Origin of the sequence: Deinococcus terrestris (assembly GCF_009377345.1) — a bacterium.
GTDB classification, from domain to species: Bacteria; Deinococcota; Deinococci; order Deinococcales; family Deinococcaceae; genus Deinococcus; species Deinococcus terrestris.
Genome location: NZ_WBSL01000001.1, coordinates 279,175 through 300,951, shown reverse-complemented (window position 1 = coordinate 300,951; position 21,777 = coordinate 279,175). Strand labels below are relative to the sequence as shown.

The 21,777-nt window shown below is 70.7% G+C and carries 25 protein-coding genes and 1 pseudogene; 9 read left to right on the top strand and 17 right to left on the bottom strand.

The features are described from left to right. Positions 1 to 10: 10 nt before the first annotated feature. The 7 genes from F8S09_RS01570 to aroA all read right to left on the bottom strand — a co-directional run bounded on the left by F8S09_RS01570 (position 11) and on the right by aroA (position 5,534). Positions 11 to 427 (bottom strand): hypothetical protein, encoded by a 417-nt coding sequence (locus tag F8S09_RS01570; RefSeq protein WP_152868356.1) that lies wholly within the window; start codon positions 425 to 427, stop codon positions 11 to 13. An 8-nt stretch (positions 428 to 435) separates the two neighbouring features. Continuing rightward, the gene (locus F8S09_RS01565; protein ID WP_152868354.1) at positions 436 to 1,260 is read right to left on the bottom strand and encodes a nitroreductase family protein; all 825 of its coding nucleotides are present in this window, start codon (positions 1,258 to 1,260) and stop codon (positions 436 to 438) included. 26 nt (positions 1,261 to 1,286) lie between these two features. Next, entirely contained in the window at positions 1,287 to 2,321 is a 1,035-nt protein-coding gene (locus tag F8S09_RS01560) for a hypothetical protein (RefSeq protein ID WP_152868352.1), read from the bottom strand. Positions 2,322 to 2,376: 55 nt separating this feature from the next. Continuing rightward, positions 2,377 to 2,718, bottom strand: coding sequence for a DUF2085 domain-containing protein (locus F8S09_RS01555; protein WP_152868350.1), 342 nt, complete (start codon positions 2,716 to 2,718; stop codon positions 2,377 to 2,379). Between the two features lie 9 nt (positions 2,719 to 2,727). Beyond that, the gene (locus F8S09_RS01550) at positions 2,728 to 2,958 is read right to left on the bottom strand and encodes a hypothetical protein (protein ID WP_152868348.1); all 231 of its coding nucleotides are present in this window, start codon (positions 2,956 to 2,958) and stop codon (positions 2,728 to 2,730) included. A gap of 113 nt (positions 2,959 to 3,071) precedes the next feature. Continuing rightward, positions 3,072 to 4,163: a PQQ-dependent sugar dehydrogenase gene (locus tag F8S09_RS01545; protein ID WP_152868346.1), complete on the bottom strand. Its 1,092-nt coding sequence runs from the start codon at positions 4,161 to 4,163 to the stop codon at positions 3,072 to 3,074. Between the two features lie 45 nt (positions 4,164 to 4,208). After that, entirely contained in the window at positions 4,209 to 5,534 is a 1,326-nt protein-coding gene (gene aroA, locus F8S09_RS01540; protein WP_152868344.1) for a 3-phosphoshikimate 1-carboxyvinyltransferase, read from the bottom strand. 58 nt (positions 5,535 to 5,592) lie between these two features. On the opposite strand from aroA, the gene F8S09_RS01535 reads away from it, so the two are divergent. After that, on the top strand, positions 5,593 to 6,009 hold the full coding sequence (locus F8S09_RS01535; protein WP_152868342.1) for a hypothetical protein: 417 nt from the start codon (positions 5,593 to 5,595) through the stop codon (positions 6,007 to 6,009). Positions 6,010 to 6,012: 3 nt separating this feature from the next. On the opposite strand, the gene F8S09_RS01530 is transcribed toward F8S09_RS01535, so the two are convergent. Then, positions 6,013 to 6,567: a DUF1572 family protein gene (locus F8S09_RS01530; protein WP_152868340.1), complete on the bottom strand. Its 555-nt coding sequence runs from the start codon at positions 6,565 to 6,567 to the stop codon at positions 6,013 to 6,015. Between the two features lie 144 nt (positions 6,568 to 6,711). On the opposite strand from F8S09_RS01530, the gene F8S09_RS01525 reads away from it, so the two are divergent. After that, positions 6,712 to 7,047, top strand: coding sequence for a hypothetical protein (locus tag F8S09_RS01525; protein WP_227978428.1), 336 nt, complete (start codon positions 6,712 to 6,714; stop codon positions 7,045 to 7,047). A 64-nt stretch (positions 7,048 to 7,111) separates the two neighbouring features. Here the strand turns inward: F8S09_RS01525 and F8S09_RS01520 are convergent, their stop codons facing one another. Then, on the bottom strand, positions 7,112 to 7,387 hold the full coding sequence (locus F8S09_RS01520) for a hypothetical protein (RefSeq protein ID WP_152868338.1): 276 nt from the start codon (positions 7,385 to 7,387) through the stop codon (positions 7,112 to 7,114). A gap of 47 nt (positions 7,388 to 7,434) precedes the next feature. Then, a complete protein-coding gene (locus tag F8S09_RS01515; protein WP_152868336.1) occupies positions 7,435 to 7,710 on the bottom strand; it encodes a hypothetical protein in 276 nt (91 codons plus the stop codon). A gap of 62 nt (positions 7,711 to 7,772) precedes the next feature. On the opposite strand from F8S09_RS01515, the gene F8S09_RS01510 reads away from it, so the two are divergent. Further along, positions 7,773 to 8,990 (top strand): saccharopine dehydrogenase family protein, encoded by a 1,218-nt coding sequence (locus tag F8S09_RS01510; protein WP_152868334.1) that lies wholly within the window; start codon positions 7,773 to 7,775, stop codon positions 8,988 to 8,990. A gap of 173 nt (positions 8,991 to 9,163) precedes the next feature. Here the strand turns inward: F8S09_RS01510 and F8S09_RS18240 are convergent, their stop codons facing one another. From F8S09_RS18240 to F8S09_RS01495, 3 genes are all read right to left on the bottom strand, one after another. Next, positions 9,164 to 9,889, bottom strand: a complete 726-nt coding sequence (locus tag F8S09_RS18240; protein ID WP_152868332.1) for a MerR family transcriptional regulator — start codon at positions 9,887 to 9,889, stop codon at positions 9,164 to 9,166. A 76-nt stretch (positions 9,890 to 9,965) separates the two neighbouring features. Beyond that, positions 9,966 to 10,811 carry a hypothetical protein gene (locus tag F8S09_RS01500; RefSeq protein ID WP_152868330.1) on the bottom strand — a complete coding sequence of 282 codons (846 nt, stop codon included), beginning with the start codon at positions 10,809 to 10,811 and terminating at the stop codon, positions 9,966 to 9,968. A gap of 58 nt (positions 10,812 to 10,869) precedes the next feature. After that, positions 10,870 to 11,898 (bottom strand): PIN/TRAM domain-containing protein, encoded by a 1,029-nt coding sequence (locus F8S09_RS01495; RefSeq protein ID WP_322618420.1) that lies wholly within the window; start codon positions 11,896 to 11,898, stop codon positions 10,870 to 10,872. A gap of 129 nt (positions 11,899 to 12,027) precedes the next feature. On the opposite strand from F8S09_RS01495, the gene F8S09_RS01490 reads away from it, so the two are divergent. From F8S09_RS01490 to F8S09_RS01470, 5 genes are all read left to right on the top strand, one after another. Next, a complete protein-coding gene (locus F8S09_RS01490; RefSeq protein ID WP_152868328.1) occupies positions 12,028 to 12,819 on the top strand; it encodes a hypothetical protein in 792 nt (263 codons plus the stop codon). Between the two features lie 159 nt (positions 12,820 to 12,978). After that, the gene (locus tag F8S09_RS01485; protein ID WP_152868326.1) at positions 12,979 to 13,677 is read left to right on the top strand and encodes a PspA/IM30 family protein; all 699 of its coding nucleotides are present in this window, start codon (positions 12,979 to 12,981) and stop codon (positions 13,675 to 13,677) included. 337 nt (positions 13,678 to 14,014) lie between these two features. Then, positions 14,015 to 14,731, top strand: coding sequence for a hypothetical protein (locus F8S09_RS01480; protein ID WP_227978427.1), 717 nt, complete (start codon positions 14,015 to 14,017; stop codon positions 14,729 to 14,731). Between the two features lie 63 nt (positions 14,732 to 14,794). Further along, entirely contained in the window at positions 14,795 to 16,672 is a 1,878-nt protein-coding gene (gene dxs, locus F8S09_RS01475) for a 1-deoxy-D-xylulose-5-phosphate synthase (protein ID WP_152868324.1), read from the top strand. Positions 16,673 to 16,790: 118 nt separating this feature from the next. Beyond that, complete coding sequence (locus F8S09_RS01470) at positions 16,791 to 17,057, top strand: hypothetical protein (RefSeq protein ID WP_152868322.1); 267 nt, start codon at positions 16,791 to 16,793, stop codon at positions 17,055 to 17,057. 3 nt (positions 17,058 to 17,060) lie between these two features. On the opposite strand, the gene tilS is transcribed toward F8S09_RS01470, so the two are convergent. After that, positions 17,061 to 18,671, bottom strand: coding sequence for a tRNA lysidine(34) synthetase TilS (gene tilS, locus F8S09_RS01465; protein WP_322618419.1), 1,611 nt, complete (start codon positions 18,669 to 18,671; stop codon positions 17,061 to 17,063). A 205-nt stretch (positions 18,672 to 18,876) separates the two neighbouring features. Between tilS and F8S09_RS01460 the strand changes: the two are divergent. Next, a pseudogene (locus F8S09_RS01460) lies at positions 18,877 to 19,336 on the top strand (peroxiredoxin). Positions 19,337 to 19,347: 11 nt separating this feature from the next. Here F8S09_RS01460 and F8S09_RS17845 read toward each other — a convergent pair. From F8S09_RS17845 to F8S09_RS01445, 3 genes are all read right to left on the bottom strand, one after another. After that, positions 19,348 to 19,773 carry a hypothetical protein gene (locus tag F8S09_RS17845; protein WP_227978426.1) on the bottom strand — a complete coding sequence of 142 codons (426 nt, stop codon included), beginning with the start codon at positions 19,771 to 19,773 and terminating at the stop codon, positions 19,348 to 19,350. A 15-nt stretch (positions 19,774 to 19,788) separates the two neighbouring features. Further along, positions 19,789 to 20,292 (bottom strand): Panacea domain-containing protein, encoded by a 504-nt coding sequence (locus F8S09_RS01450; RefSeq protein WP_227978425.1) that lies wholly within the window; start codon positions 20,290 to 20,292, stop codon positions 19,789 to 19,791. Positions 20,293 to 20,388: 96 nt separating this feature from the next. Next, positions 20,389 to 21,747 (bottom strand): acetyl ornithine aminotransferase family protein, encoded by a 1,359-nt coding sequence (locus tag F8S09_RS01445; protein ID WP_152868318.1) that lies wholly within the window; start codon positions 21,745 to 21,747, stop codon positions 20,389 to 20,391. Positions 21,748 to 21,777: the final 30 nt, after the last annotated feature.

Genomic DNA, 21,777 nt, shown 5'->3' with positions numbered 1-21,777 from the left:
AGCATAAGGCTCATAGCAGCAGGAACCAGGCCACACACGTGAGAATCGCCATTCCCATCAGCATCCCGACTTGCCCGACGCTGAGCCGCTCCAGCATGGCCGGGGGCCGGGTGGCCCACACGATGGCGCCCGCGACTCCGGCCAGATAAAGCTGCGACCCCCAGAACAGACCGGAGAAGGTACGTTTCCCGAACGGCACGGAGACGGGCGGCCCCGGACTCACGAGAAGCTGCCACTCGGCATTCGGTATTCGCAGGTGCCACCACAGCATCACGAGCGTGAGCGCCGCAACCGAGGCGGCCAGCCCCCAGACCATCCTCAGCCGACCCAGAGGCGCCGACCGCATCCACCGGACAAACGTCAGCAGGAACCCCACGAGCGCCAATCCCAGCATCAGGCTGGCGGCCAGTTCCAGCCCACCCACCATCTAGCCGCTCACCCTTCGCGGGCAGGCGCAGCCTCGGCTGGAGGCACGGTCGCCCCTTCCTCCTCCCCCGCCCACAGCCCCTGCCGCTTCAGCGCCGCAACGAGGTGAGGCTCGCGCTTCTCCATCCCACCGCCCGGTGCCCAGTACGCCCGCAGCAGCCGCGCCCAGTCGCCGGGCTGGTCTCCCCGCGCCGCAATGGGATTCATAACCTCAATGGCCCCGCGTAACTCCTCGTCGGTGCCGTCCCGGTAGCGGTCCTCGTGGACAACGAGGGACCGGGGCACGCGCGGGCGCTGGGGCGGCGTCTCGGCGGGGAGGCCCACCGTGAGGGCGGCGAAGGGCAGCACTCCTTCCGGTAACGCCAGCACGTCCAGCAGCCCCTCTAGGCCGTTCATCACCCCGCCGATCCAGCAACCCTGATAGCCCAGCAGCTCGGCGGCGGTCAACAGGTTCTGCCCCGCCATCACCGCGTCTCCAATGCCGAAATGCACCCCGATGGCGGGCCAGTGCCCGACCTCGTGCCCGGCGACCCGCAGCAATTGCCCCACCCGCCGCACGTCCAGGCAGACCACGAAGGCCTCGGAAGCCGTCTGAACGTGCGCGTTCGTGGTCAATTCGGCCACCCGCGCCCGCACCTCCGGCGAGACGAGCCGCACGAAGGAATAGAGCTGCGCGGTCGCGTCGGTCGGGGCCCGCTGGGCGGCATGGAGCAGCACGTCCAAATGCTCCTCTGGCATGGGAAGGGGCGAGCCGTCCTCCCCGGTCACGTACTGGCGAACGGTGCGGTGGGCGTCGAAAAAGGCCCGGACTTCCTCGGGCGTGCGGGGGGTCATGGGGGAAAGGTATCAGCCTTCAGCGGTCAGCCGCCCGCCTCCACCGGCACGGGCGGCGGCACCACCAGCGCACTCAGGCCCAGGCCGCCCAGCCCGGCCATGACCGCGACGCCCAGCCACAGTTCCAGGCTGAGGTTGGTCAGGCCCAGCCCGACCAGGCCGCCCAGGTACGGTACCCACACGGCCAGCGGCAGCAGAAAAGCAAAGGCCCGCAGCGCCCAAGGCCGCGCCGGGGATGGGTTCAGCAGCAGCAGCAGCGCGTCGGCCACCAGCCCGGCGGCGAGCATCAGCAGGGGCACGCGCCACTCGCCGGGCACCAGCATCAGGGTCATCAGCAGGGTGTTCAGCCCGTACATCAGGGTCATGGCCCCGAAAGGCAGCCGGAAGCGCCGCAACAGCAGGAGGGGAGGCGCGGCCAGAATCAGGGCGGTCAGGAGGATGCTGCTCAGCTCGCCGCGCGTCTGCACGTAGCCCAGGCCCTGCGGGGCGGCGAGCAGGCCCCACAGGTACATGTGCATAAAGGACGTGAAGCTCAGCAGCGCCGTGGCCGACAGCACAGCGGGCCACACCACCCCCGCCGGGGCCGCGCGGGGCGTGGGCACCCGCCAACTGCTCACTAGCGGGGCCGCCAGGATGGACGACGCACCCGCGAACAGCAGCAGGTGCGTGGGCGAGAGCAGCGCCTCAATACCGACTTCAATCCCGAAGACGGTATGCCAGGTCATGTCCCCAAGCCCCCCCAGCCCGAAGATCGGCACCCCCAGCGCGGCGAGGGCGTACCCCTCCGGGAAAGCAGCGAGGCCCCGCCGCCCCGACCGCCAGCCCCGGTACCCCAGCCACAGCACCCAGGCCGCCACGGCCAGAAACCCCGAGTAGAACAGCGCGTGCCAGGGAGTGAAAAAGGTCTCCAGGCTCTCGCCGTAGCGGTTGTGCGCCCAGCCGTCCACGAAGATGCCCGTGGTCAGCCACCACCCCAGCCCCAGCGTGACGAGGTTCTGCGCCGGGGTCGCGCGGGGGGGCGCGGCGGCAGGCGCGGGAGCAGCCGGAAGGGTGGTGGTCATGAGTCAGTGTACGGAGAGCGGGTGGGCTGGGGGCAACTTCTGCCCAGGGAGCGCGTCACCCCAGGACCACCCCGGCAAACCACCGCCCGCTGCTCAGGGCAGCCCAGGCCAGCAAGCCGACCTGTCCCACCCCTGCCAGCACCCCCGTGAGCAGCCGCAGGGCGTTGGTGCTCTGCCGCCAACCCGCCGCCTGGGTCAAGCCGTCGGCCAGCAGGGGCAGGTGCAGCAGCAGCATGGGCCACGGCCGGGGCAGCGTGCCCTCCTGCCAGAACTGCCACGCGAAGCCCACCAGCGCCAGGTAGCCCAGGTAGATGCCGGTGCAGCGGGCGCAGATGCGCATGGGCCGCCCGCGCACCCGGAAGCAGCGTTCGGGAATGCCGTGGCAGGCCAGCAGCACGGGAAAAGCCTAGCTGCCCCCCACGATGCTGCCCAGCACGCCCAGGACGAACAGCGCCCCGTACAGCACGAGCCACACGGCCAGCGAGATCAGCGTGAGGGTGCAGGTCTGCTGGGCCTTGAGCGGGGACTGGTCCTTCCAGACCAGGTACAGGATCAGGCCCAGCAGGGGGGTAATGCACAGGTTGCCGAAAAAGATCAGGGCGCGTTCGCCGGAAGAAAGGGGACGGTTCATCGTCATGGGGCCTCCAGGGACGGACAGGGATGACCAGACGGCAACGCAGCCCGGCTCCCCTCAGCCTACCGCCCCCCGGCCGGGTGATGTGCAAGAAATGAGGACGTGTGAAGCTGGATTTACTTTCCGGTGTACTGAACCCGCCAGACCCGCCCCTCGCCGTCGTCGGTGACCAGCAGCGCCCCGTCCCGCGCCACCACCGGGTCCACCGGACGGCCCAGCACCTCGCCGCCGCGCAGGAAGCCGGTCAGGAAGTCACGCACCTGCCCGGTCTGCGGGTTCACGGTGACGACCTTGTACCCGCTCTTTTCCGTGCGGTTCCACGAGCCGTGCAGGGCGGCGAACATCTGACCCCGGTACTGATTCGGAAAGGTAGTGCCGGAGTAGAAGGCGAGGCCCAACGGCGCGGAATGCGCAGTCGTCAGGGCGAAGGCGGGGGTGGCCGACTGACACGTCTGCGCCGACCGCTGCCCGAAGTCCCGGTCCCAGACTTGCGCCTGGCCTGCCTTCACCGTGTAGCAATAGGGCCAGCCGTAGAAGCCGCCCGCCCGGAGCTTGTAAAAGCCCTCGGGCGGGAGGTCGTCGCCCAGCATGTCGCGGCCGTTGTTGGTCGCGTAGAGGGTGCCGCCGAACCATTCCAGCCCGACCGCGTTGCGCAGGCCCGTCGCGTAGGGCTTACCATTCTTGCCGTCGGCGTCGTAGACCCACACGGCGGCGCGGCGGTCGTCGGTCTCCTCGCAGACGTTGCAGTTGGAACCGACCGACACGTACATCCGCCCGTCGGGACCGAACGCCACCGTGCGGGTCCAGTGGCCGCCGTTGGGGGGCAAGGGGACGACACGCTGCGCGGCCCCGCTCGCCTTCGTCTGCCCGCCCGCGTACCGGAAGCGCACCACGCCGTCCGTGTTCGCCACGTACAGGAAGCCGCCGTGGAAGGCCAGCCCGTGCGGGCGGTTCAGCCCCGACGCGAAGACGATCTGGCGGTCCGCCCGCCCGTTGCGGTCCCGGTCGGGCAGCACCACGACCGTCCCCGCCCGCGAGTCCGAGAGAAACACGTCGCCGTTCGGGGCCACCGCCATGAAGCGCGGCTGCTGGAACCCGTCCGCGTACACAGTGACCTTGAAGCCGTCCGGGGCCTTCAGCGTGGGGGTCTGGGCGCCCGCCAGACCCGCGAGGGCCAGCACGCCCGCCATCAGCAATCGGTTTCGCATGGGGGCAGAAGACCACGTGGGCGTGAGGCCTCACCGTGACGGCGGTCAGTTCCGCGTGGCCTCCACATATTCAAACCGCGCTCCCAACTCCTCCAGATGCCGGAAAAAGGCCGGGTAGCTCTTGCGGATGTGGTGCGCCCCGCTGATGCGAATGGGCGCGTCGGCTTTCAATCCCAGCACGGTCAGCAGCATGATCATGCGGTGGTCGCCATGTCCGTCAGCCGTGAGGCTTCCGGCGATGCGCCCGGTCCCCGTCACGCTAAGGCTGTCGGCTGTTTCGCTCACGGTCAGCCCCAGCCGCTCCAGTTCGCGGCGGGTGTCGCTGATGCGGTCGCACTCCTTGAGGCGCAGGGTCGCCACGTTCTCCCAGGTCGTCGTGCCGTCGGCAAAGGCCGCAGCGGCGGTCAGGGCCTGCACCGCGTCGGTGAAGCCGTCGCCGTCGCGGGTCACGGCCCGCAGGGGCCGCCCACCGCGCACTGTGACCCGGTCGCCCTCCCGCGTCAAGTCGGCCCCCATCTCGCGCAGCACGTCCAGCGCCTCACGCTCGCCCTGAAGGTCGTGCTCGCGCAGGTTCGTGACCGTCACCTCGCCGGGCAACGCGGCGGCGGCGGCGAGGAGGGCGGCGCTGCCCGGATAGTCCCCCGGCACCAGCACCCGGCCCGCCCGGTACGCCTGCCCGCCGGGAATGGAAACGCGGCGCAGGTCGCCGGAGGCCGTCGCCTGAATCCCGAAGGCCGCCAGCGTGTCCAGCGTTTGCCGCAGCGGGGCGTGGCTCTTGATCTCGCCCGTGAGGTGCAGGTCCAACCCCTCCGGCAGCAGCGGCCCCAGGAACATCAGCGCGGAGGCGTACTGGCTGGAGCGTTCGGCGCTCACCTCCACCGCGCCGCCACGCACCGGGCCGGAGATGGTCACGGGGAGGCGCCCGCCCACGCTCGTCACCCGTGCCCCCAACCGCTCCAGCGCCGCGAGGAGGTCGCCCTGGGGCCGCCGTCCCAGCGAGTCGGGATGGTCGGTGACGAAGGTGGTGCCCGTGGTCAGCGCCGCCACCCCCATCAGGAACCGGGCCACCGCGCCCGCGTTGCCGGGGTTGAGGGTCACGCCGGGCCGGGGGTGTGCCCCGAAGCCGCGCACCACCACGTCCTCCCCCACCCGCCCTACCCCCGCGCCCCAGTCGCGCAGGCAGGCCAGCAGTGCCCCCGCGTCCTCGCTGGTGGCGGCCCCCACCACCCGCGTCTCGCCCCCGGCCAGCGCCGCCGCGAGCAGATAGCGGGTCGTGTAGTTCTTGCTGGGCTGCGCCCGCACCTCGCCGCGCAGTTCGCGGGCGGGATGGACGATCACGTCAAACCGTTCGGGCAGGCCGTCACCACTCATGGGAGGGAGGCTAGCGCCCCAGTGGTGGGGGTGCGGGGGCGTCGGCTAGCCTGGGACCATGACCGATCCTGCCCCCACCTTTGCCCCCGGCCAGCGCTGGGCCTACCGCACCCGCCCCGGCGAGGAAGGCTCCACCCTGGTCGTCCTGCGCCGCGAGACCGTGGGCGGCGAGGCTCTGCTGCACATTCAGCTTCAGGGCCTGCGAATTCCCAGCCCGCTGACCGAGAGCGGCCTGACCACCTCCATCGGCCACCTGCCCATCCGCGAGGCCGAGGTGCGCCAGAGCGTGACCGAATTGCTGGAGGAAGGCGTCCCGGCCGACGGCGGCGGGTACGAGACTTGGCGGGCCGCCCATGCACGGGGCGAGGCGGGTTTCTTCACCCTCCCCGTGTCGCAGATCGTCACCCTGATGGAGGAGGCGGTGCGGGACGCGGCGGCGGGTCAGGGCGGGCTGTTTCGCAAGAGCAACCGCTGACGCTCAGCGGTGTTCCGCTTCCAGCCGCGCGTTATACGCCGCCGACCCGCCGCGCGGAATGCTGAGGGTCTGCCAGTCCGCGCCCCGCAGGGTCTTGACCAGCAGCACGATCTGATAGACGTGGCCGCTGTAGTGGGCCACCTGCCGCTGAATGGCCTCCAGCACCGTGTGCGGCTCCCCCCGGATGGTCAGCGTGCCCGTCAGGTCGGCGGGCTGGAGATGGTCGAGGGCGTCCAGAAAGACGGTCCAGCCGCCCTCCCACACCGCCCGCAACTCATCGGGCGTCCGGTCACCTTCCTCAAATTCGGCGTCGCGGTCACGGCCTGGCGTCTCCCCCTCCACGCCCGGCGCGTAGCCCCCGCGCAGCCCACCCCAGCGTGAGTGCATGTTGCCCGCGAGGTGATGTACAAGGATGGCGGCGGAATTGCCCCCGTCCGACAGGGCCGTGTGCCACTCGCCGGGCCGGAGTTGCGCGAGCGCCCCGTCGCCCAGCGCCTTCACGCCGCGCATCCGGGTCCGCACGTCGGAGAGGTAGAGGTCAGCCAGAGGGGTGGTCATGGGACCAGCAGACCACATCCGCGCGGCCGAAAGGAACGCCCACCGCACCTGGCCATCATCTGCCCGTGTCAGGCTGCACGGAGGGGCGCCCCTGCTCGCCAGGCGGCAGCGAGGGGCGAGCGCCCACCGAAAGCCGAGGTTCCGATGCCCACGTCCCCGAAAGGCCAGACTCCTCCCGGCCCACCCCGTACCCTCACGCTGCGCTGGGTACCCGGCACCAGCGACCGTGTGCAGTTCGTGCGCGGTGGCCGCACCTTCACCGTCCTGCTGGTGGACGTTCAGCGTCCCGACGCCCACAGCCTCAACCCGCTGTACCTGCGCGGCGTGGTAACCCTGCCCGTGACCCTGAGCCACCTCGCCACCCTGATGGGGCCGCTGCGCCAGCATGTGACCCGCCGGGCCGCCGGGACTCCTCCCGACGCCTGGGTGCAGGCGGGCGGGCAGGCAGGCGACGAGCCGGACGACCACCTCGCGGAGTGAGCCGAGAGAAAAGACGCGCCCGAGCACGGAGCCTCGGGCGCGTTCCTGAGTCAGAGGTTCTGGGTCAGGCCCGTTCGTCACGCGGCACGAAACCGAGGTGACCCTCAAACTGCCACATGGAGAACTTGCGGGGGCGCTTTTCCACCAGGGTGCCGCGCATGGGGCCGTGCTGGGTCTGCACCTGCACCTCGCAGCGGCCCTCGCCCACCTCGCAGGCGGCCCGGAGGGCCTGCGCGTCGTCCCGCAGCAGCGGCATCTGCGCGTGCGTGCCCTGGGGCTCGGCGAGGATGGTGAGGCGCTTGTTGGGCGCGACCTGGTACGTTCCCTGGAGAGTCAACATCCCCTGACCGTACCCCATCTGGGGCCAGGCAATAGTTCTGGGAGCGCTCAGGGCCGCGCCACCGACACCCGCCCGCCTTCTAACGTGACGGTAGCGGTCAGCTCGCCGTCCTCCACGCCCACCACGCAGTTCTGCACGGTGGCGGGCGGCTCGCGCCTCAGCACGGCGGCGCAGGGCGTTTCCTGGGTGATGCCTGCGCGAACGGCGGCCCGCACCGCCTCCGCCGCGTACTCGCGGGCGGCGCGGCCCTGCCAGGACAGGGCAGCGACCATCAGGCCCACGCCAGTCACGAAAGCGAGCAGGATCAGGCCGAAGGTCCGCATACGGAAGGCAGGCTAGCAGCCGGGGGCGGGTACACAGGCCCCAACGGGTACACTGACCCCCGATGAGCAAGGTCATGATTATCGGCGCGGGTGGCGTGGGCAACGTGGTCGCCAAGAAGTGCGCCCAGAACGACAGCGTGTTCACGGAAGTGCTGCTCGCCAGCCGCACGGTGAGCAAGTGCGACAAGATCGTGGCGGAAATCCACGAGCACTTTCCCGGCAGCAAGACGAAGTTCACTACGGCGGCGGTGGACGCCGACAACGTGCCCGAACTCGCCGCCATGATCCGCGACTTCGGCCCCGAACTCGTGATCAACGTGGCGCTCCCCTACCAGGACCTCACGATCATGGACGCCTGCCTGGAGACGGGCGTGCACTACCTCGACACGGCGAACTACGAGCCGAGGGACGTGGCGAAGTTCGAGTATTCCTGGCAGTGGGCCTACCGCGAGCGCTTCGAGCAGGCCGGGCTAATGGCGCTGCTGGGCTGCGGCTTCGACCCCGGCGCGACCAACGTGTTTACCGCCTACCACGCCAAGCACCACTTCTCCGAGATTCACTACCTCGACATCGTGGACTGCAACAACGGCAGCCACGGCAAGGCCTTTGCCACCAACTTCAACCCGGAAATCAACATCCGCGAGATCACCGCCAATGGCCGCTACTGGGAAAACGGCGAGTGGGTGGAAACCGAGCCGCTGGAGATCAGCCAGGACATCTATTACCCCAACGTGGCGACCCGCAAGAGTTACGTCCTCTACCACGAGGAACTCGAGTCGCTGGTCGTGAACTTCCCGACCATCCGCCGGGCGCGGTTCTGGATGACCTTCGGGGAGCAGTACATCAAGCACCTGAACGTGCTGGAGGGCATCGGCATGACCTCCATCGAGCCCATCGACTTCCGGGGCCAGAAGATCGCCCCGATTGAGTTCCTGAAGGCCGTGCTGCCCGCGCCCGAGTCGCTGGCCGCGAACTACACCGGGCAGACCTGCATCGGCGTGCAGGCCAAGGGGATCGGCAAGGACGGCGAGCCCAGCGTCCACTTTGTCTACAACGTCACCGACCACGCCGAGACGTACAAGGAAGTGCAGGCGCAGGGCATCTCCTACACGACGGGCGTGCCCGCCATGATCGGCGCGATGCTGATGCTGCGGGGGACGTGGATGAAGCCCGGCGTCTACAACGTCGAGGAATTTGACCCCGACCCCTTCATCGCCGCGATGAACGAGTGGGGCCTGCCGGTGGACGAACTGGCGGGAGTCGAGCTCGTCAAGGACTGAGCGACGCACAGCGGAGCGGCGGCCCACCTGTGCGGGCCGCCGCTTCCAGCGTCTTGGGGGAAAGACCCCTCACCCCCTCGCTGCGCGAGGCCCCTCTCCCCCTGGTAGAGGGGTCGGGAAACCCTGAGGGGAGAGGGGCGCCGCGTCAGCAGCGGGGGGAGGGGTCTGTGCGCCTACTTCAGGTGCCCCATCGCCTCCCCGATGTAGTTCCACATCGCCTGCATCTCGGGGGTCATGTGCTGCTGGTAGGACTCGCTGAGCGTGCCGCCGATATCCTGCCGCCCACCCGTGAACTCGGCGACCAGCCCCTGCCAGCGCCGGGCGAGGTCGAGGACGCGGGGGTCGTTCGTCGGCGTTCCGGCCTCCATCTCGCGCAGCACCTCGGCCATGAGTTGCGGCCACTCGGCCTCGACTTCTTTGATCCGAGTCTCGCCGACGGCCTCGCGGCGTTCCTCCAGATACCGCATCTGCTCGTCGTCGAACTTGGGCTGCTCGCCCACCTGACGGGCCGTGTCCATCATCTTCTCCACCTTCTCGTTCATTCGAATCACCTCCAGAAGTTCGGCCCAGGTCGCCCCGCGCGGGTCCAGGCGTTTCAGGCGCTCCAGCAGCGTCCGCTCGCGCTCCAGCCGCTCTTCGAGCAGGCGAATCTGGGCGGCCAGCACCGCAGCGGGGTCGTGGGCCGGGTCGTGCAGCGCCCCGCGAATCTGGTCCAGCGACAGCCCCAGCGTCCGCAGGGACTGAATCTGGTGCAGGGTCCGCACCTCGCGCCCGGAGTAGAGGCGGTGGTCGCCGTCGGTGCGCTCGCCGGGGCGCAACAGGCCGATCTGGTCGTAGTGGCGCAGGGTCCGCACCGTGACGCCGCTGCGGCGGGCAAGTTCACCGATTCTGAGTTTCACCGCTTCCCTCCGGCCCCCACCGTAAGGGCTGACGCTGCGTCCGGTTCAAGCCCCCGGCCGGGTCACCCAGGGTCGGTCACTCGGGGTCGCCGTGATTCTTGTCCGTCCGGGCTTCCAGAAAGCGCTGCTGGGTGTCCCAGGCACGGCGGGCGCTCTCGCGGGAGGACGTGTCCGACCCGGCGATGCGGCGAATCTGTCCCAGGGCGCGTTCGAGCTCGGCGGGGTCGCGCTCGCCCTCGGGCTGGGCTTTCCAGGCCTGGACGGTGCCGGGAAGGTAGTCGCCCAGCCCCTGCCGGGCGTCGAAGGCGCGGCGGGTGTCCCCCCCCTCGCGGGCCTGCACCGCCACGGTTTCGAGGTGGTCGACGGTGGACAGCACCTCCCCCGCCAGCGCGGGCGGCAGACCCCGGCACAGCTCGCGCACGTCGAGTTGGGGCAGCACCTCGGCGCTGGGTTGGGCGGGGAGAGCGGCGGGCGCAGGCTGAGGGACCGTGGGAATGGATGGGGCCGGAGTCAGCCCAGCCTCGTGAATGAGGTCTGCCCCCCGGAAGGCCGCCAGCCCCAGCGCCACGAAGGCGAGCGACAGTACCGCCAGCATCAGCCACGGCCCGCCGAACACACCGCTGACCGCCACCGCCGGAATCATCAGGGCGAGCACCGCCGCCGCTTGGGGCCGGGCGAAGACGGCCCGCAGGTTCGCGCCCGTGCGGGGGTTGCCGAACAGCAGCAGCAGCGTGAGTGCCACCAGCAGCAGCACCGCCAGCCCCGGCAGTGGGTTGCCCCGCGAGAAGACCTGACTCAGCACAAAAATCGGGATCAGGAGGGCGATCAGGCCCAGCGGGTCCTCCTTGCGCCGCCGCTTGGCCCGACGGGCAGAAGGCGGCAGGGCGGGAGGCGGCGCATCGGGGCCGGGCGCGGGGTCCATGCTCCCAGTATTGTCGCCAGCCGGGTGCGGGGCAATGCGGTCGCCTTGTGCGGGCGGGTCAGGCCGCCCCCGCGTCCTCCGGGCGAGCAAAGATCATGCGTCCCGCCCCGGTCTGGACGTTGTTCACGACCTGCACGCGGGCGGGCTTGCCGCGCAGCTTGATACCGCCCTCGACGACGACCATCGTGCCGTCCTCCAGATACCCGACCCCCTGGCCGGGCTGCTGACCGCCCTTGGTGACAGTGATGGTGAGCACGTCCCCCGCCTGCACCTGGGGCCGCAGCGCCAGCGCGAGCGTGTGCAGGCTCAGTACCTCCACCCCGTGCAGCCGGGCGACGCGGGCGAGGTTGGCGTCGTTGCTCAGCAGGTTCGCCCCCGTCTCGCGGGCGAGGCGCACCAGCTTGTCGTCCACGGTGGGCAGCGCGGGGTCGTCCCAGTCCTCGACCCGCAGGGGACGTACCGAGCGCAGGTCCTCAAGCAGGGTCAGCGCCCGCTTGCCGCGCATGCGCTTCTGGGCATCCTGGCTGTCGGCGAGCAGTTGCAGCTCGCGCAGCACGAAGCCGGGCACGATCACCTCGCCCTCCAGAAAGCCGCTGCGGGCCAGGTCCAGCACCCGCCCGTCGATAATCACGTTGGAGTCCAGAATCTTGCCGCCGGTGCGCCGCCGCACCGGGGCCACGTCCAGAAAGCCGAACGCATCCGCGTGCCGCACCGCGAACGGCACGAAAAAGGCGGCCAGCACGGCGGTCACCAGCAGGCTCAGCGGCCAGGCATAGAACGGCAGCGAGCGCACCAGCGGTCCCAGCAGCACGCTGAGCAGCAGCGCGACCATCAGCCCAAAGGTCGCTGCCGCCACCCGCCGGGGCGAGAGGCCCCCGTACCAGCGGGTCAACCGGTCCCACAGCCGGGCGGCGGTGCGCTCGGCGCGGGGCGCGAGCAGCAGGGCGGCGAGCGCACCGGCCAGCATCAGGCTGAGGGTGTTGACCCAGGCGGTTCCGTCATCCCCGGTACTCGCGGCGAGGAGCTGCCCGGCCCCCCACCCGACGAGCAGACCCAGCAGCAACAGCAGCAGGCGAAAGGCAGACACGGCCCCGAGTGTACCCGAGGCCCCCCGCCCGGCGGAACGCACGCCGGCACCGCCTGTTCATGAAGAAGCTGACGCCTTCATGTGGGCAGCGGGGTGAACGGCTCATGGTCCGCCGCTAAGATGCCGTTCATGCGTCAACTCTCCAGTGCTGCCCTGCTGGGCCTTGGTTTCAGCGGGTTTCTCAGCCTCGCCGCCGCGCAGACGGCTCCCGCCACCCCTGCCGCGGCTCCCAGGGCCACGGTTTCGGCCGCGACCGCCCGCGCCGCGAGCAGCCTCGCCGTGGAGATCAGCGGCGCCGTGAAGGGCCAGATCGTGAGCTGCCCCGGCAGCCTCAAGGTGAGCGCGGCGGCGGTGTGCCTGTACGTCAAGACCTCGCCCGCCTCTGCACGGGCGCTCGTGCGCGGTAAGCTCGGCGCCCGCGCCCTGGGCGACTGGAAGACTCCCGCGAACAGCCAGGCCAGCTCACTGCTGGTGTCGGGCACGGCCAACGGGCCGGTGGCCGCCTACCTGCTGATGGCGCCCCTGTCCACGACCGAGACGCTGCTGGTCGTCGACGCCGCGCAGGCGACGGCCACGGCGGCCGCTCCCCGCCCCGCGACCCCGGCAGGCGTCGTCAAGGGCGAGCCCTACGTGCTGGGCAGCGACCTTGTGGGCGTGGTCAACGTGACCTCACTGGGAGGCGGCAAGTTCCGGCTGGCCCGCAGCGGGACCGACCCCCTCACCGTGACGGTGGGCCAGAAGCCCGCGCAGCTCGGCTCGGGGACCGTGCAGCTGCCGCTGGTGCCCGCCACCGACGGTCGCAACCTGATTTTCCCGCTCGCAGGTCTGCGGGCGTTGGGCTGCACCTTTACCCCGGCGGGCAGCAACGTGACGGTCGCCTGCGGCACGGCCAGCGTGGGCCTGCGCCCCATCGTCTTCTGAGTTCGGCCCCACTCCCTGGGGAGGCAGCGATCCGGCTGACCTCCCTTTTTCTTTGCATCTTCACCTTCATCCAGCACTTCACGTCCCCTTGAGGCTTCGGCACGGTCGCAACCCGCGCCGCCCCCCCTGCGTAATCATGACCGCAAGGAGGAACCACCCATGAGCATTCTCGACCGTCTGTCCCGCCTGCTCCGCGCCAACGTCAACGACCTGATCAGCCGCGCCGAGGACCCCGCCAAGATCATCGACCAGGCGCTGCTCGACATGCGCTCCGCATACGCCGAGGCCCGCACCGAGGTCGCCGACGCGATGAGCCAGAACGCCCGCCTGACCCGCGAGTCGGGCACCAACCGCAAACTTGCCGAGGAGTACGAGAAGAAGGCCGAAGAAGCGCTGCGGGCCGGAAACGAGGAGCTGGCCCGTGAGGCCCTGCGCCGCTCGCAGAACCATAAGGACCTCGCCAAGGGGTTCGAGGAGCAGGTCGGCACCCAGACGGCCACCGTGGACCAGCTCAAGACCCAGCTCCGGGCGCTGGAAGCCAAGATCGACGAGATGGAGTCGCGCAAGTCGCTGCTCGCCGCCCGGCAGAAGACCGCGCAGGCGGGGGCCACCCTGGAGCGCGTCAGCGGCTTCGGCAAGGCGGGCGGGGCGATGGACGCCTTCGAGGACATGGAGCGCAAGGTCCTTCAGATGGAAGACCGCAACCAGGCCATGACCCAGCTGCGGCAGGAGGGCGACCTCGACGCCCAGCTCGCGGACTTGGGGCGCGACCGCGAACTCGACGACGCCTTCGCCGCGCTCAAGGCCCGGGTGCAGGGGGGCCAGAACAGCTCGGGGCAGGGCGGCAGCCAGAGCTGAGGCCGGACGATCTGGGAGGGGGCACCGTAGGGGTGTCCCCTTTTTGGCTTCTTGAAGCGTTTGACGGGGAGGCCCCTCACCCCCTCGCTGCGCGAGGCCCCTCCGCAAGCGGCTGTACCAGTCTCCCCGTGGGAGAGGGGTGAACAAAGCCTTCTCCCTGGGAGATTCGCAGAGCTGCTTGCAGAACGGGGTGAGGCACCCCCACTCTGACGAGGGAGGCCATGGCCTTCATGCAGGGAGCACTCAGGGAGACAGGGAAGATGCAGAACCTCACCGGAGAAAGCCCAGAGTCTCCAAAAATCAGCGCAACTTCATGATGGCTGACAGAATGGAGGAGATGCTCCGCCTTACCCTGTCCACCATGTCCGGCCAGTTCCGAAGGTTCCTCGCTCCGCCACTGCTGGGGGCGGCCCTGCTGGCGGGCTGCGCTCCCGCCGCGACCCCGCAGGCGCAGGGGGCGCCCGTGGCGTCGAGCACGCCGGTGAGCCGCGTTTCCTTTTACCCGCTGGAGACGGGCCTGAGCTGGAGCTACCAGCCTGAGGGCGAGGCGGCGGGCGGGCAGCCCTACACCCTGCGGGCGCTGGGGCCGACCGTGTTCGCCGGGCAGACGGCGCTGGCCTTCGAGCTGACCGGGCGCGGCGCCCAACAGACGTGGTTCCGGCAGATCGGCGCCGAGGGCGTGCGGCTGCTGGGCTTTCGCAAACCCGGCGTCAGCGTGCGCCTCGACCCCGCGTGGCTGGAGGCCCCCGCCGAGGGCGCGTGGCGGGTGGGCCTGAGTTGGGAGGGGCAAAGCCGCGTGACCCTGACCGGGGACGACGGCAAGGTGCAGGCCCAGGGCACCTTGCGCTACCGCTACGACGTGCAGGACCGCCGCCGGGTCAGCACCCCCGCCGGAACCTCCGAGGTCTGGGTGGTGACCCGGCAGATCGGGGACGACGTGGGGGGCCTGTTCTCGCCGCAGGTGCAGCAGCTCTGGTTCGCGCCCTTCGTGGGTGAGGTCCGCACACCGGAGGGCCTGCTGCTGACCGCCCGCAACTTTGGGGGGAAGCCGTGATCGTCCCCACCCACTACCGTGGGGCCATGACCGGTCCCGTGCCCACTCGCCAGGAGGCGTCCCATGACTGACCCGCAGACTCCCCTGCTTGACCGCATCCACAGCCCGCAGGATCTCAAGCGGCTGGGCCGCGAGGACCTGCCGCAGCTTTCCGCCGAGTTGCGAGACGAGATCGTGCGAGTCTGCTCGGTGGGGGGGCTGCACCTCGCCTCCTCGCTGGGAGCCACCGACCTGATCGTGGCGCTGCACTACGTCCTCGACTCGCCGCGCGACCGCATCCTCTTTGACGTGGGGCACCAGGCCTACGCCCACAAGATGCTCACCGGGCGCCGGGCACAGATGCCCACCCTGAAAAAGGAGGGGGGCCTGAGCGGGTTTACCAAGGTCAGCGAGTCCGAGCACGACGCGATCACGGTGGGGCACGCGAGCACCAGCCTCGCCAACGCCCTGGGCATGGCGCTCGCCCGCGACGCGCAGGGGCAAAAGCACCGCATCGCCGCCGTGATCGGGGACGGCAGTCTCACGGGCGGGATGGCCCTGGCCGCGCTGAACACCATCGGCGACCTGGGGCGGCCCATGCTGATCGTCCTGAACGACAACGAGATGAGCATCTCGGAGAACGTGGGGGCCATCAACAAGTTCATGCGCGGCCTGCAGGTCCAGAAGTGGTTCCAGGAGGGGGAAGGCGCGGGCAAAAAGGCCGTGGAGGCCCTGAGCAAGCCGCTGGCCGACCTGATGAGCCGTGCCAAGAGTTCTACCCGGCACTTTTTCGACCCCGCCAGCGTGAACCCCTTCGCGGCGATGGGCCTGCGCTACGTCGGCCCGGTGGACGGGCACAACGTGCAGGAACTCGTGTGGCTGCTCGAACACCTCGTGGACCTCGACGGCCCCACGCTGCTGCATGTGGTCACCAAGAAGGGCAAGGGCCTGAGCTATGCCGAGGCCGACCCCATCTTCTGGCACGGCCCCGCCAAGTTCGACCCCGCGACCGGGGAATATGCCCCCAGCAACGCCTACTCGTGGAGCAGCGCCTTCGGGGACGCGGTGACCGAGCTGGCCGCCCAGGACCCTCGCACCTTCGTGGTCACGCCCGCCATGCGCGAGGGCAGCGGGCTGGTGCGCTACAGCCAGGTTCACCCGCACCGCTACCTCGACGTGGGCATCGCGGAGGACGTGGCCGTCACGGCGGCGGCGGGCCTGGCCCTGCAGGGGATGCGGCCGGTCGTGGCGATCTACTCGACCTTCCTGCAACGGGCCTATGACCAGGTACTGCACGACGTGGCGCTGGAGAACCTGAACGTGACCTTCGCCATCGACCGGGCGGGCATCGTGGGGGCAGATGGGGCCACCCACAACGGGGTCTTCGACCTGAGCTACCTGCGCTCGATTCCGGGGGTCCGCATCGGGCTTCCCAAGGACGCCGCCGAGTTGCGCGGCATGCTGAAGTACGCCCAGGAGCATCCCGGCCCCTTCGCCATCCGCTACCCGCGCGGCAACGTGGGGCGCGTGCCCGAGGGCACCTGGCCCGAGCTGGAGTGGGGCACCTGGGAGCGCGTGCGGGAGGGCGACGACGTGGTGATTCTGGCCGGGGGCAAGGCGCTGGACTACGCCCGCAAGGCCGCCGAGGGCCTGCCCGGCGTGGGCGTGGTCAATGCCCGCTTCGTCAAGCCGCTCGACGGGGCGATGCTGCGCGAGGTGGCCGCCAAGGCGCGGGCGCTGATCACCGTGGAGGACAACACGGTCGTGGGCGGGTTCGGAAGCGCGGTGCTGGAAGCGCTGAACGGGATGGGCCTGCGCGTGCCCGTGCGGGTGCTGGGCCTTCCCGACGAGTTTCAGGAGCACGCGACGGTGGAGAGCGTCCACGCCCGCGCCGGAATGGACACGGCCGCCATCCGCACCGTGCTGGCCGAACTCGGGGTGGACGTGCCGCTGGAGGTGTAAGGGCGGGTGCGGAAGGGAGGCCGGGCAGCAGCTCCGGCCCCTTTCGTGACCAAGGGCTGACACGGAACGTCGAGACTGGAGGCGTCCCTACGCCCTTCTCTCCTGCTCTGGAGGCTGTATGCGAGTTCACCCCGTGCTCAGGCTGTCGCTGGTCGCCGTCGCCTTCGTCGTTCTCGGACTGGCCTGGAGCTGGGTGGCGGGTGGGGTCGTCGCCCTCGCCGCGCTGCTGCTGCTGTTCTCGGGCAAAGGGACTTCGGGGGCGAGCCGCCGTTCATCCTCTCCCAGCTCCGACGGCACCGCCGCCACATTCCTGATCTGGGACACTGCGAGCGGGTGCAGTACCGACAGCGGCTTCGACGGGGGCGGGGGCTGCGGCGGGGAGTGAGGCTCAGGAGCCGCGCTTCTCCGGCTCCCGCCGACGCACCGCCCGAAAACTCTGGCGCAGCAGCCGCGCCGCCTCCCCCGCCCGCACGCCGCCTGTCACCTCCGGGCGGTGGCCCCAGTGGTGCGCCAGCAGGTCGCTGACACCGCCCAGCGCCCCGGCCCCCCGGTTGGCCGCCCCGTACACGATCCGGCCCACCCGCGCCTCCAGCGCCGCCCCCAGGCACATCGGGCACGGCTCCAGCGTCACGACCAGGGTGCAGGCCGTGAGGTAGGGGGTGCCCAGGGTGGCCGTCGCCTTCCGCAGCGCCCCCAGTTCGGCGTGGCGGGTCATGTCGCCGTGCTCGCGGCTGGTGTTGCGGCCCCGACCGACAACCGTGCCATCCGGCCCCAGGACGACCGCCCCCACGGGGACCTCGCCGTGCCGCGCTGCCTCGCCCGCCAGCGCGAGGGCCTCGCCCATCGCCGCGTGGAGGGGGTCCTCAGGGACGCCCGCCGCCTCTCGTGCCCCCACCGCCCACAGGGGAGGATGCAGGCCGACCCACTGCACCTCGCCGCCCACCGCCAAGAGGGGCACGCGGTCGCGCTCGGGGCGGGGCACCTTCGCGTCGGTGAGCACGTCGCTGAGCAGGCGGGTGCCTCCGGGCAGGCGCATCCGGTCGCCGGGCTGCCGGGGGCGCAGGGTCCAGCCGGGTGGGGGCATGAAATCGGGGCCGGGCCACGACAGCGGGCGCAGGTGCAGCCGCTCCCCCGTCGCAGTCACGTCCCGGCCGCCGGGCAGGGTGACGTGGGCCGTCTCCCCCGCCCCCAGCGCGGCGGCCAGGACTTCGACGTGTTCAGCGTGGTAGGGAAAACCCGCGTCCTCCAGCGCCCGCGCCACGTGGCGGCGTAGCACAGCGGCGGGCTGCCGGGTCCGGGGCGCGTGCCCGGTCAGCCGGGCGGCGAGGTCGTCCAGTGCCGCGTCATCCTCGCGCGACAGCCGGGCGAGACGGTCCAGCGCGGATTCCAGGCCGGGAAAGCGGGCGGTCAGGAGAGGCACGACCTCCCCGCGCAGCCACGCCCGCGTCCGGGTGAGGTCGGCGTTGGTGGGGTCCTCGTGCCAGTCCTGGCCTAGCGAGCGCAGGAAGGCTTCCACGTCGGCACGGGGAAGGTCCAGCCAGGGGCGGTGGACGCGGCCCCGCACCGGGGGGATGCCGCCCAGGACCGCCTCGCCGCGCAGCAGCTCCAGCAGCACCGTCTCGGCCTGGTCGCGGCGGGTGTGGGCGGTCAGGATGGCCGAAGCCCCCACCGCCTTCGCCGTGCGCGACAGGAACTCGTAGCGCACCCGGCGGGCCGCGTCCTCCAGGTTCCAGCCGCGCCGGGCGGCGACCGCGCCCACGTCCACCCGCGTTCCGCGAAACGGCACCCCGAGTCGCCCCGCCAGCGCCTCCACCCAGGCCGCGTCCTGGGCCGAGTCCTCGCGCAGGGCGTGGTCGAGGTGGGCCACGGCGGGCCGCGCCCCCGCCAGCACCAGCGCCCGCAAGAGCGCCACACTGTCGGCCCCGCCCGAGACCCCCACCACGACCGTCTGCCCGGCGAAGGGCTGAAGCGGACGGCCCAGCGCCGGGGGCAGCCTCACGCCCCCTCCGGTCCCCAGGCCCACTCGCGCCGCTGCCCCGGATCGGCGCGGCCGCACGCCGCTGGGCCGTCCGCGTCGGTCCGGCCGCACAGGCCGACCAAACTGCAACCAGGACGGAAAGGGCAGGAGCACACGGGCGCATTGTAGGGGCGAGGAGCACGGTCTATCACCGGCCACTCGCGGGGTGCCCGCTACAATCGGGGGCATGTCTCCCCGCGTCGGCCAGCCCGCCCCCGACTTCGACACCCGCAGCGACGACGGCCAGCCCGTCCGGCTCGCGGACCTGCGGGGCCGCTGGGTGGTGCTGTACTTCTACCCCCGCGCGAGTTCGCCCGGCTGCTCGGTCGAGGCCCAGCGGTTCGAGGCCGCCCTGCCCGAGTTCGAGCGCCTGAACGCTGCCGTCATCGGCGTGAGCACCGACACCGAGGCGCGGCAGGCCCGGTTCCGCGACAGTTGCGACCTGTCCTTTCCCCTGATTTCCCGACGGCGACCGCGCCCTGAGCCGCGCCTACGGGGTGATGGGCGGCCTGGGCGGGCTGGTGGGGCTGGCGGGGCGGCAGACCTTCCTGATCGACCCGGAAGGCCAGGTTGCCCACCACTGGCGCACGGTCAACCCCATGAGCCACGCGGCGGACGTGCTGCGGCACCTGCGGCAGACGGCGTAGGCCGCGCCGGGCTACCGCCCCCGGCTCTCGCGGCTCTGGGTGACGACCACCTCGCTCTCGCGCACGGGCTCCTGCGGATAGAGCCAGCGCAAGAAGACCAGGAACAGGCCGATCACGGTCGCCGTGCTGGTGGTCAGAAAGGCGATGATCACGCCCGGTTCCAACCAGAAAGGGCGGCCCCCCAACGTGCCCCAGCCCACCGCCAGGGTCAGGACCACGTCCGCGATCAGCCACGCGGTCGCCAGCGCGAACACGGCGAAGCCCGCCCACCCGCGCCACCGCTGCTGTGCCCGGACCTCCCGCAGGGTGAGGGCTTGGCGCTGCCGCAGGTAGTCCTCGTCCGCCCGCTGGCGGCGCTCGGTTTCCAGGCCGCCCTCGACGCGGGCCTGAATGGCACTCAGGGGGGTCAGGAACTCGGGGTTCGGGGGCTTGGTCATGCGCCCGCCCCCGGCTCAGGCGCTGCGGGCGAGCGCCGTGTAGTACTCGCGGGTGACCTCATTGGGAATCAGGTCGGTCGCGTGGCCGAAGACCTGCCGCCAGGGACTGCCCTCCAGGTGGGTCAGGCGCGAGAGTTCCTCGCCGCTCATCTGACCGTAGGTGGCCCACACGCTGCGAATGACCTCCAGCGCCGCCGGATCATCATTCAGGTCGGGTTCACCGGCAGACACGGCCAGCGGCTCCGCGATGGGAGCGCGGCCCCGCCCGCCCCAGTGGTCCCACAGCCGCCGCACGATGGGGCCGTGTTGCCAGGCATGGACCGTGTTGTAGATCAGCGGCCGCCCCAGCAGCGCCAGCGTCCACCCGTGGGCGATAAACACCAGCTTGTGCACCTGCATCTGCGTGAGGGTCCGGCCCTCGGCCCGTGCCAGCTCCAGAAAAGCGTTCGCCACGACCTCGGCGGCGTAGCCGGTACGCAGGGGATCGGCGATTTTCAGCGGCGAGTCCGTCAGGGTCATGGGCAGCGCTCCTTTCTGATGACAGCGTAACACGCGACCATGAAAGGCGGGCCGTAGAGAACCTCTCTCCACGGCCCAGCCTCGGGGTGCCAGGGTTTACAGGGCGGCCAGCGCCTCCCGCATGATCTTCAGGCCCGTTTCCGCGTCCTCGCGGGTCAGGATCAGGGGCGGGCTGATGCGGATCACGGCCTCACCGCAGTCGAGGTTGAGCAGGCCCTTTTCGAACATCGCCATGCTGGCGCGGTCGCGCAGCGCCCCGTCGGGCGAGCCATCCGGCTTGACGAACTCCAGCCCGATAAACAGGCCCTCGCCGCGCACGTCGCCCAGGAACCCGAACTCGGCCTGCATTTTCCGCAGTTCAGCGAGAATATAGCCGCCGACCTCGCGGGCATTGTCCATCAGGCTCTCGCCGCAGCCGGGGTGCTTCACCACGCCTTCGAGCAGGTCGAGCGTGGCGTGCGCCGCCGCCGCCGCGACCGGGTTGCCGCCGAAGGTGGAGCCGTGCGAGCCGACCGGCCACGTCATCACGCTTTCCTTCGCCAGCATCGCGGAAATGGGCAGGCCCGAGGCGATACCCTTTGCCAGCGTCACGATGTCGGGCTGCACAGCGAAGTGCTGAAAGGAGAACATCTTCCCGGAGCGGCCCATCCCGGCCTGCACCTCGTCGAAGATCAGCATGATCCCGTACTTGTCGCACAGCGCCCGCAGCCCCGGCAGGAAGTCGGCGGGCGGCACGATGTATCCGCCCTCGCCCTGCATGGGCTCAATGATGATGGCCGCGACCTCGTCGGCGGGAATAACGGTGCTGAACAGCAGTTCGATATGGTCGAGGACCGCTTGCCCGCAAGTCTCGGGCGTGCTGCCCAGTGGCGGGCGGAAGGGGTTGGGGTAGGGGACGTGGCTGACATTGGGTAGCAGCGGGCCGAAGCCGCGCTTGTACTTCGTCTTGGACCCGGTCAGCGTGATCGCCCCGTAGGTGCGGCCGTGGAAGCTGCCCAGCGTCGAGATGATGTGGGTGCGCCCAGTGTGGTTGCGGGCCAGCTTGACCGCCGCCTCGACCGCCTCCGCGCCGGAGTTGCCGAAAAAGACGCGCCACTTCTCGCCCGGCCGCTCGATGTGCGCGACGAGCCGCTCGGCGAGGCTGGTGGTGATCTCCTGCGGGTAGTCGGTCAGGCAGACGTGGGCAAACCTGGTGATCTGCTCCTGCACGGCCTTCACGACATGCGGGTGCGCGTGCCCGGTCGTGCTCACCGCGATGCCCGCGAAGAAGTCGAGCATGGTGTTGCCGTCCACGTCGGTGAGCCACACGCCCTCGCCGTGGTCGGGCACAAAAGGGTAGGGGCGCATGTAGGAGGTCGAGAGGTGCTGAGAATCGCGCTCCATGATGGCCTTCGTCTTGGGGCCGGGGAGGGCGGTCTTGAGGAGGGGCTGGCGGGGCTGGGTGGCAGTGGTCATGGGGACTCCTTCGGGGGCAGCAAGGAGGCC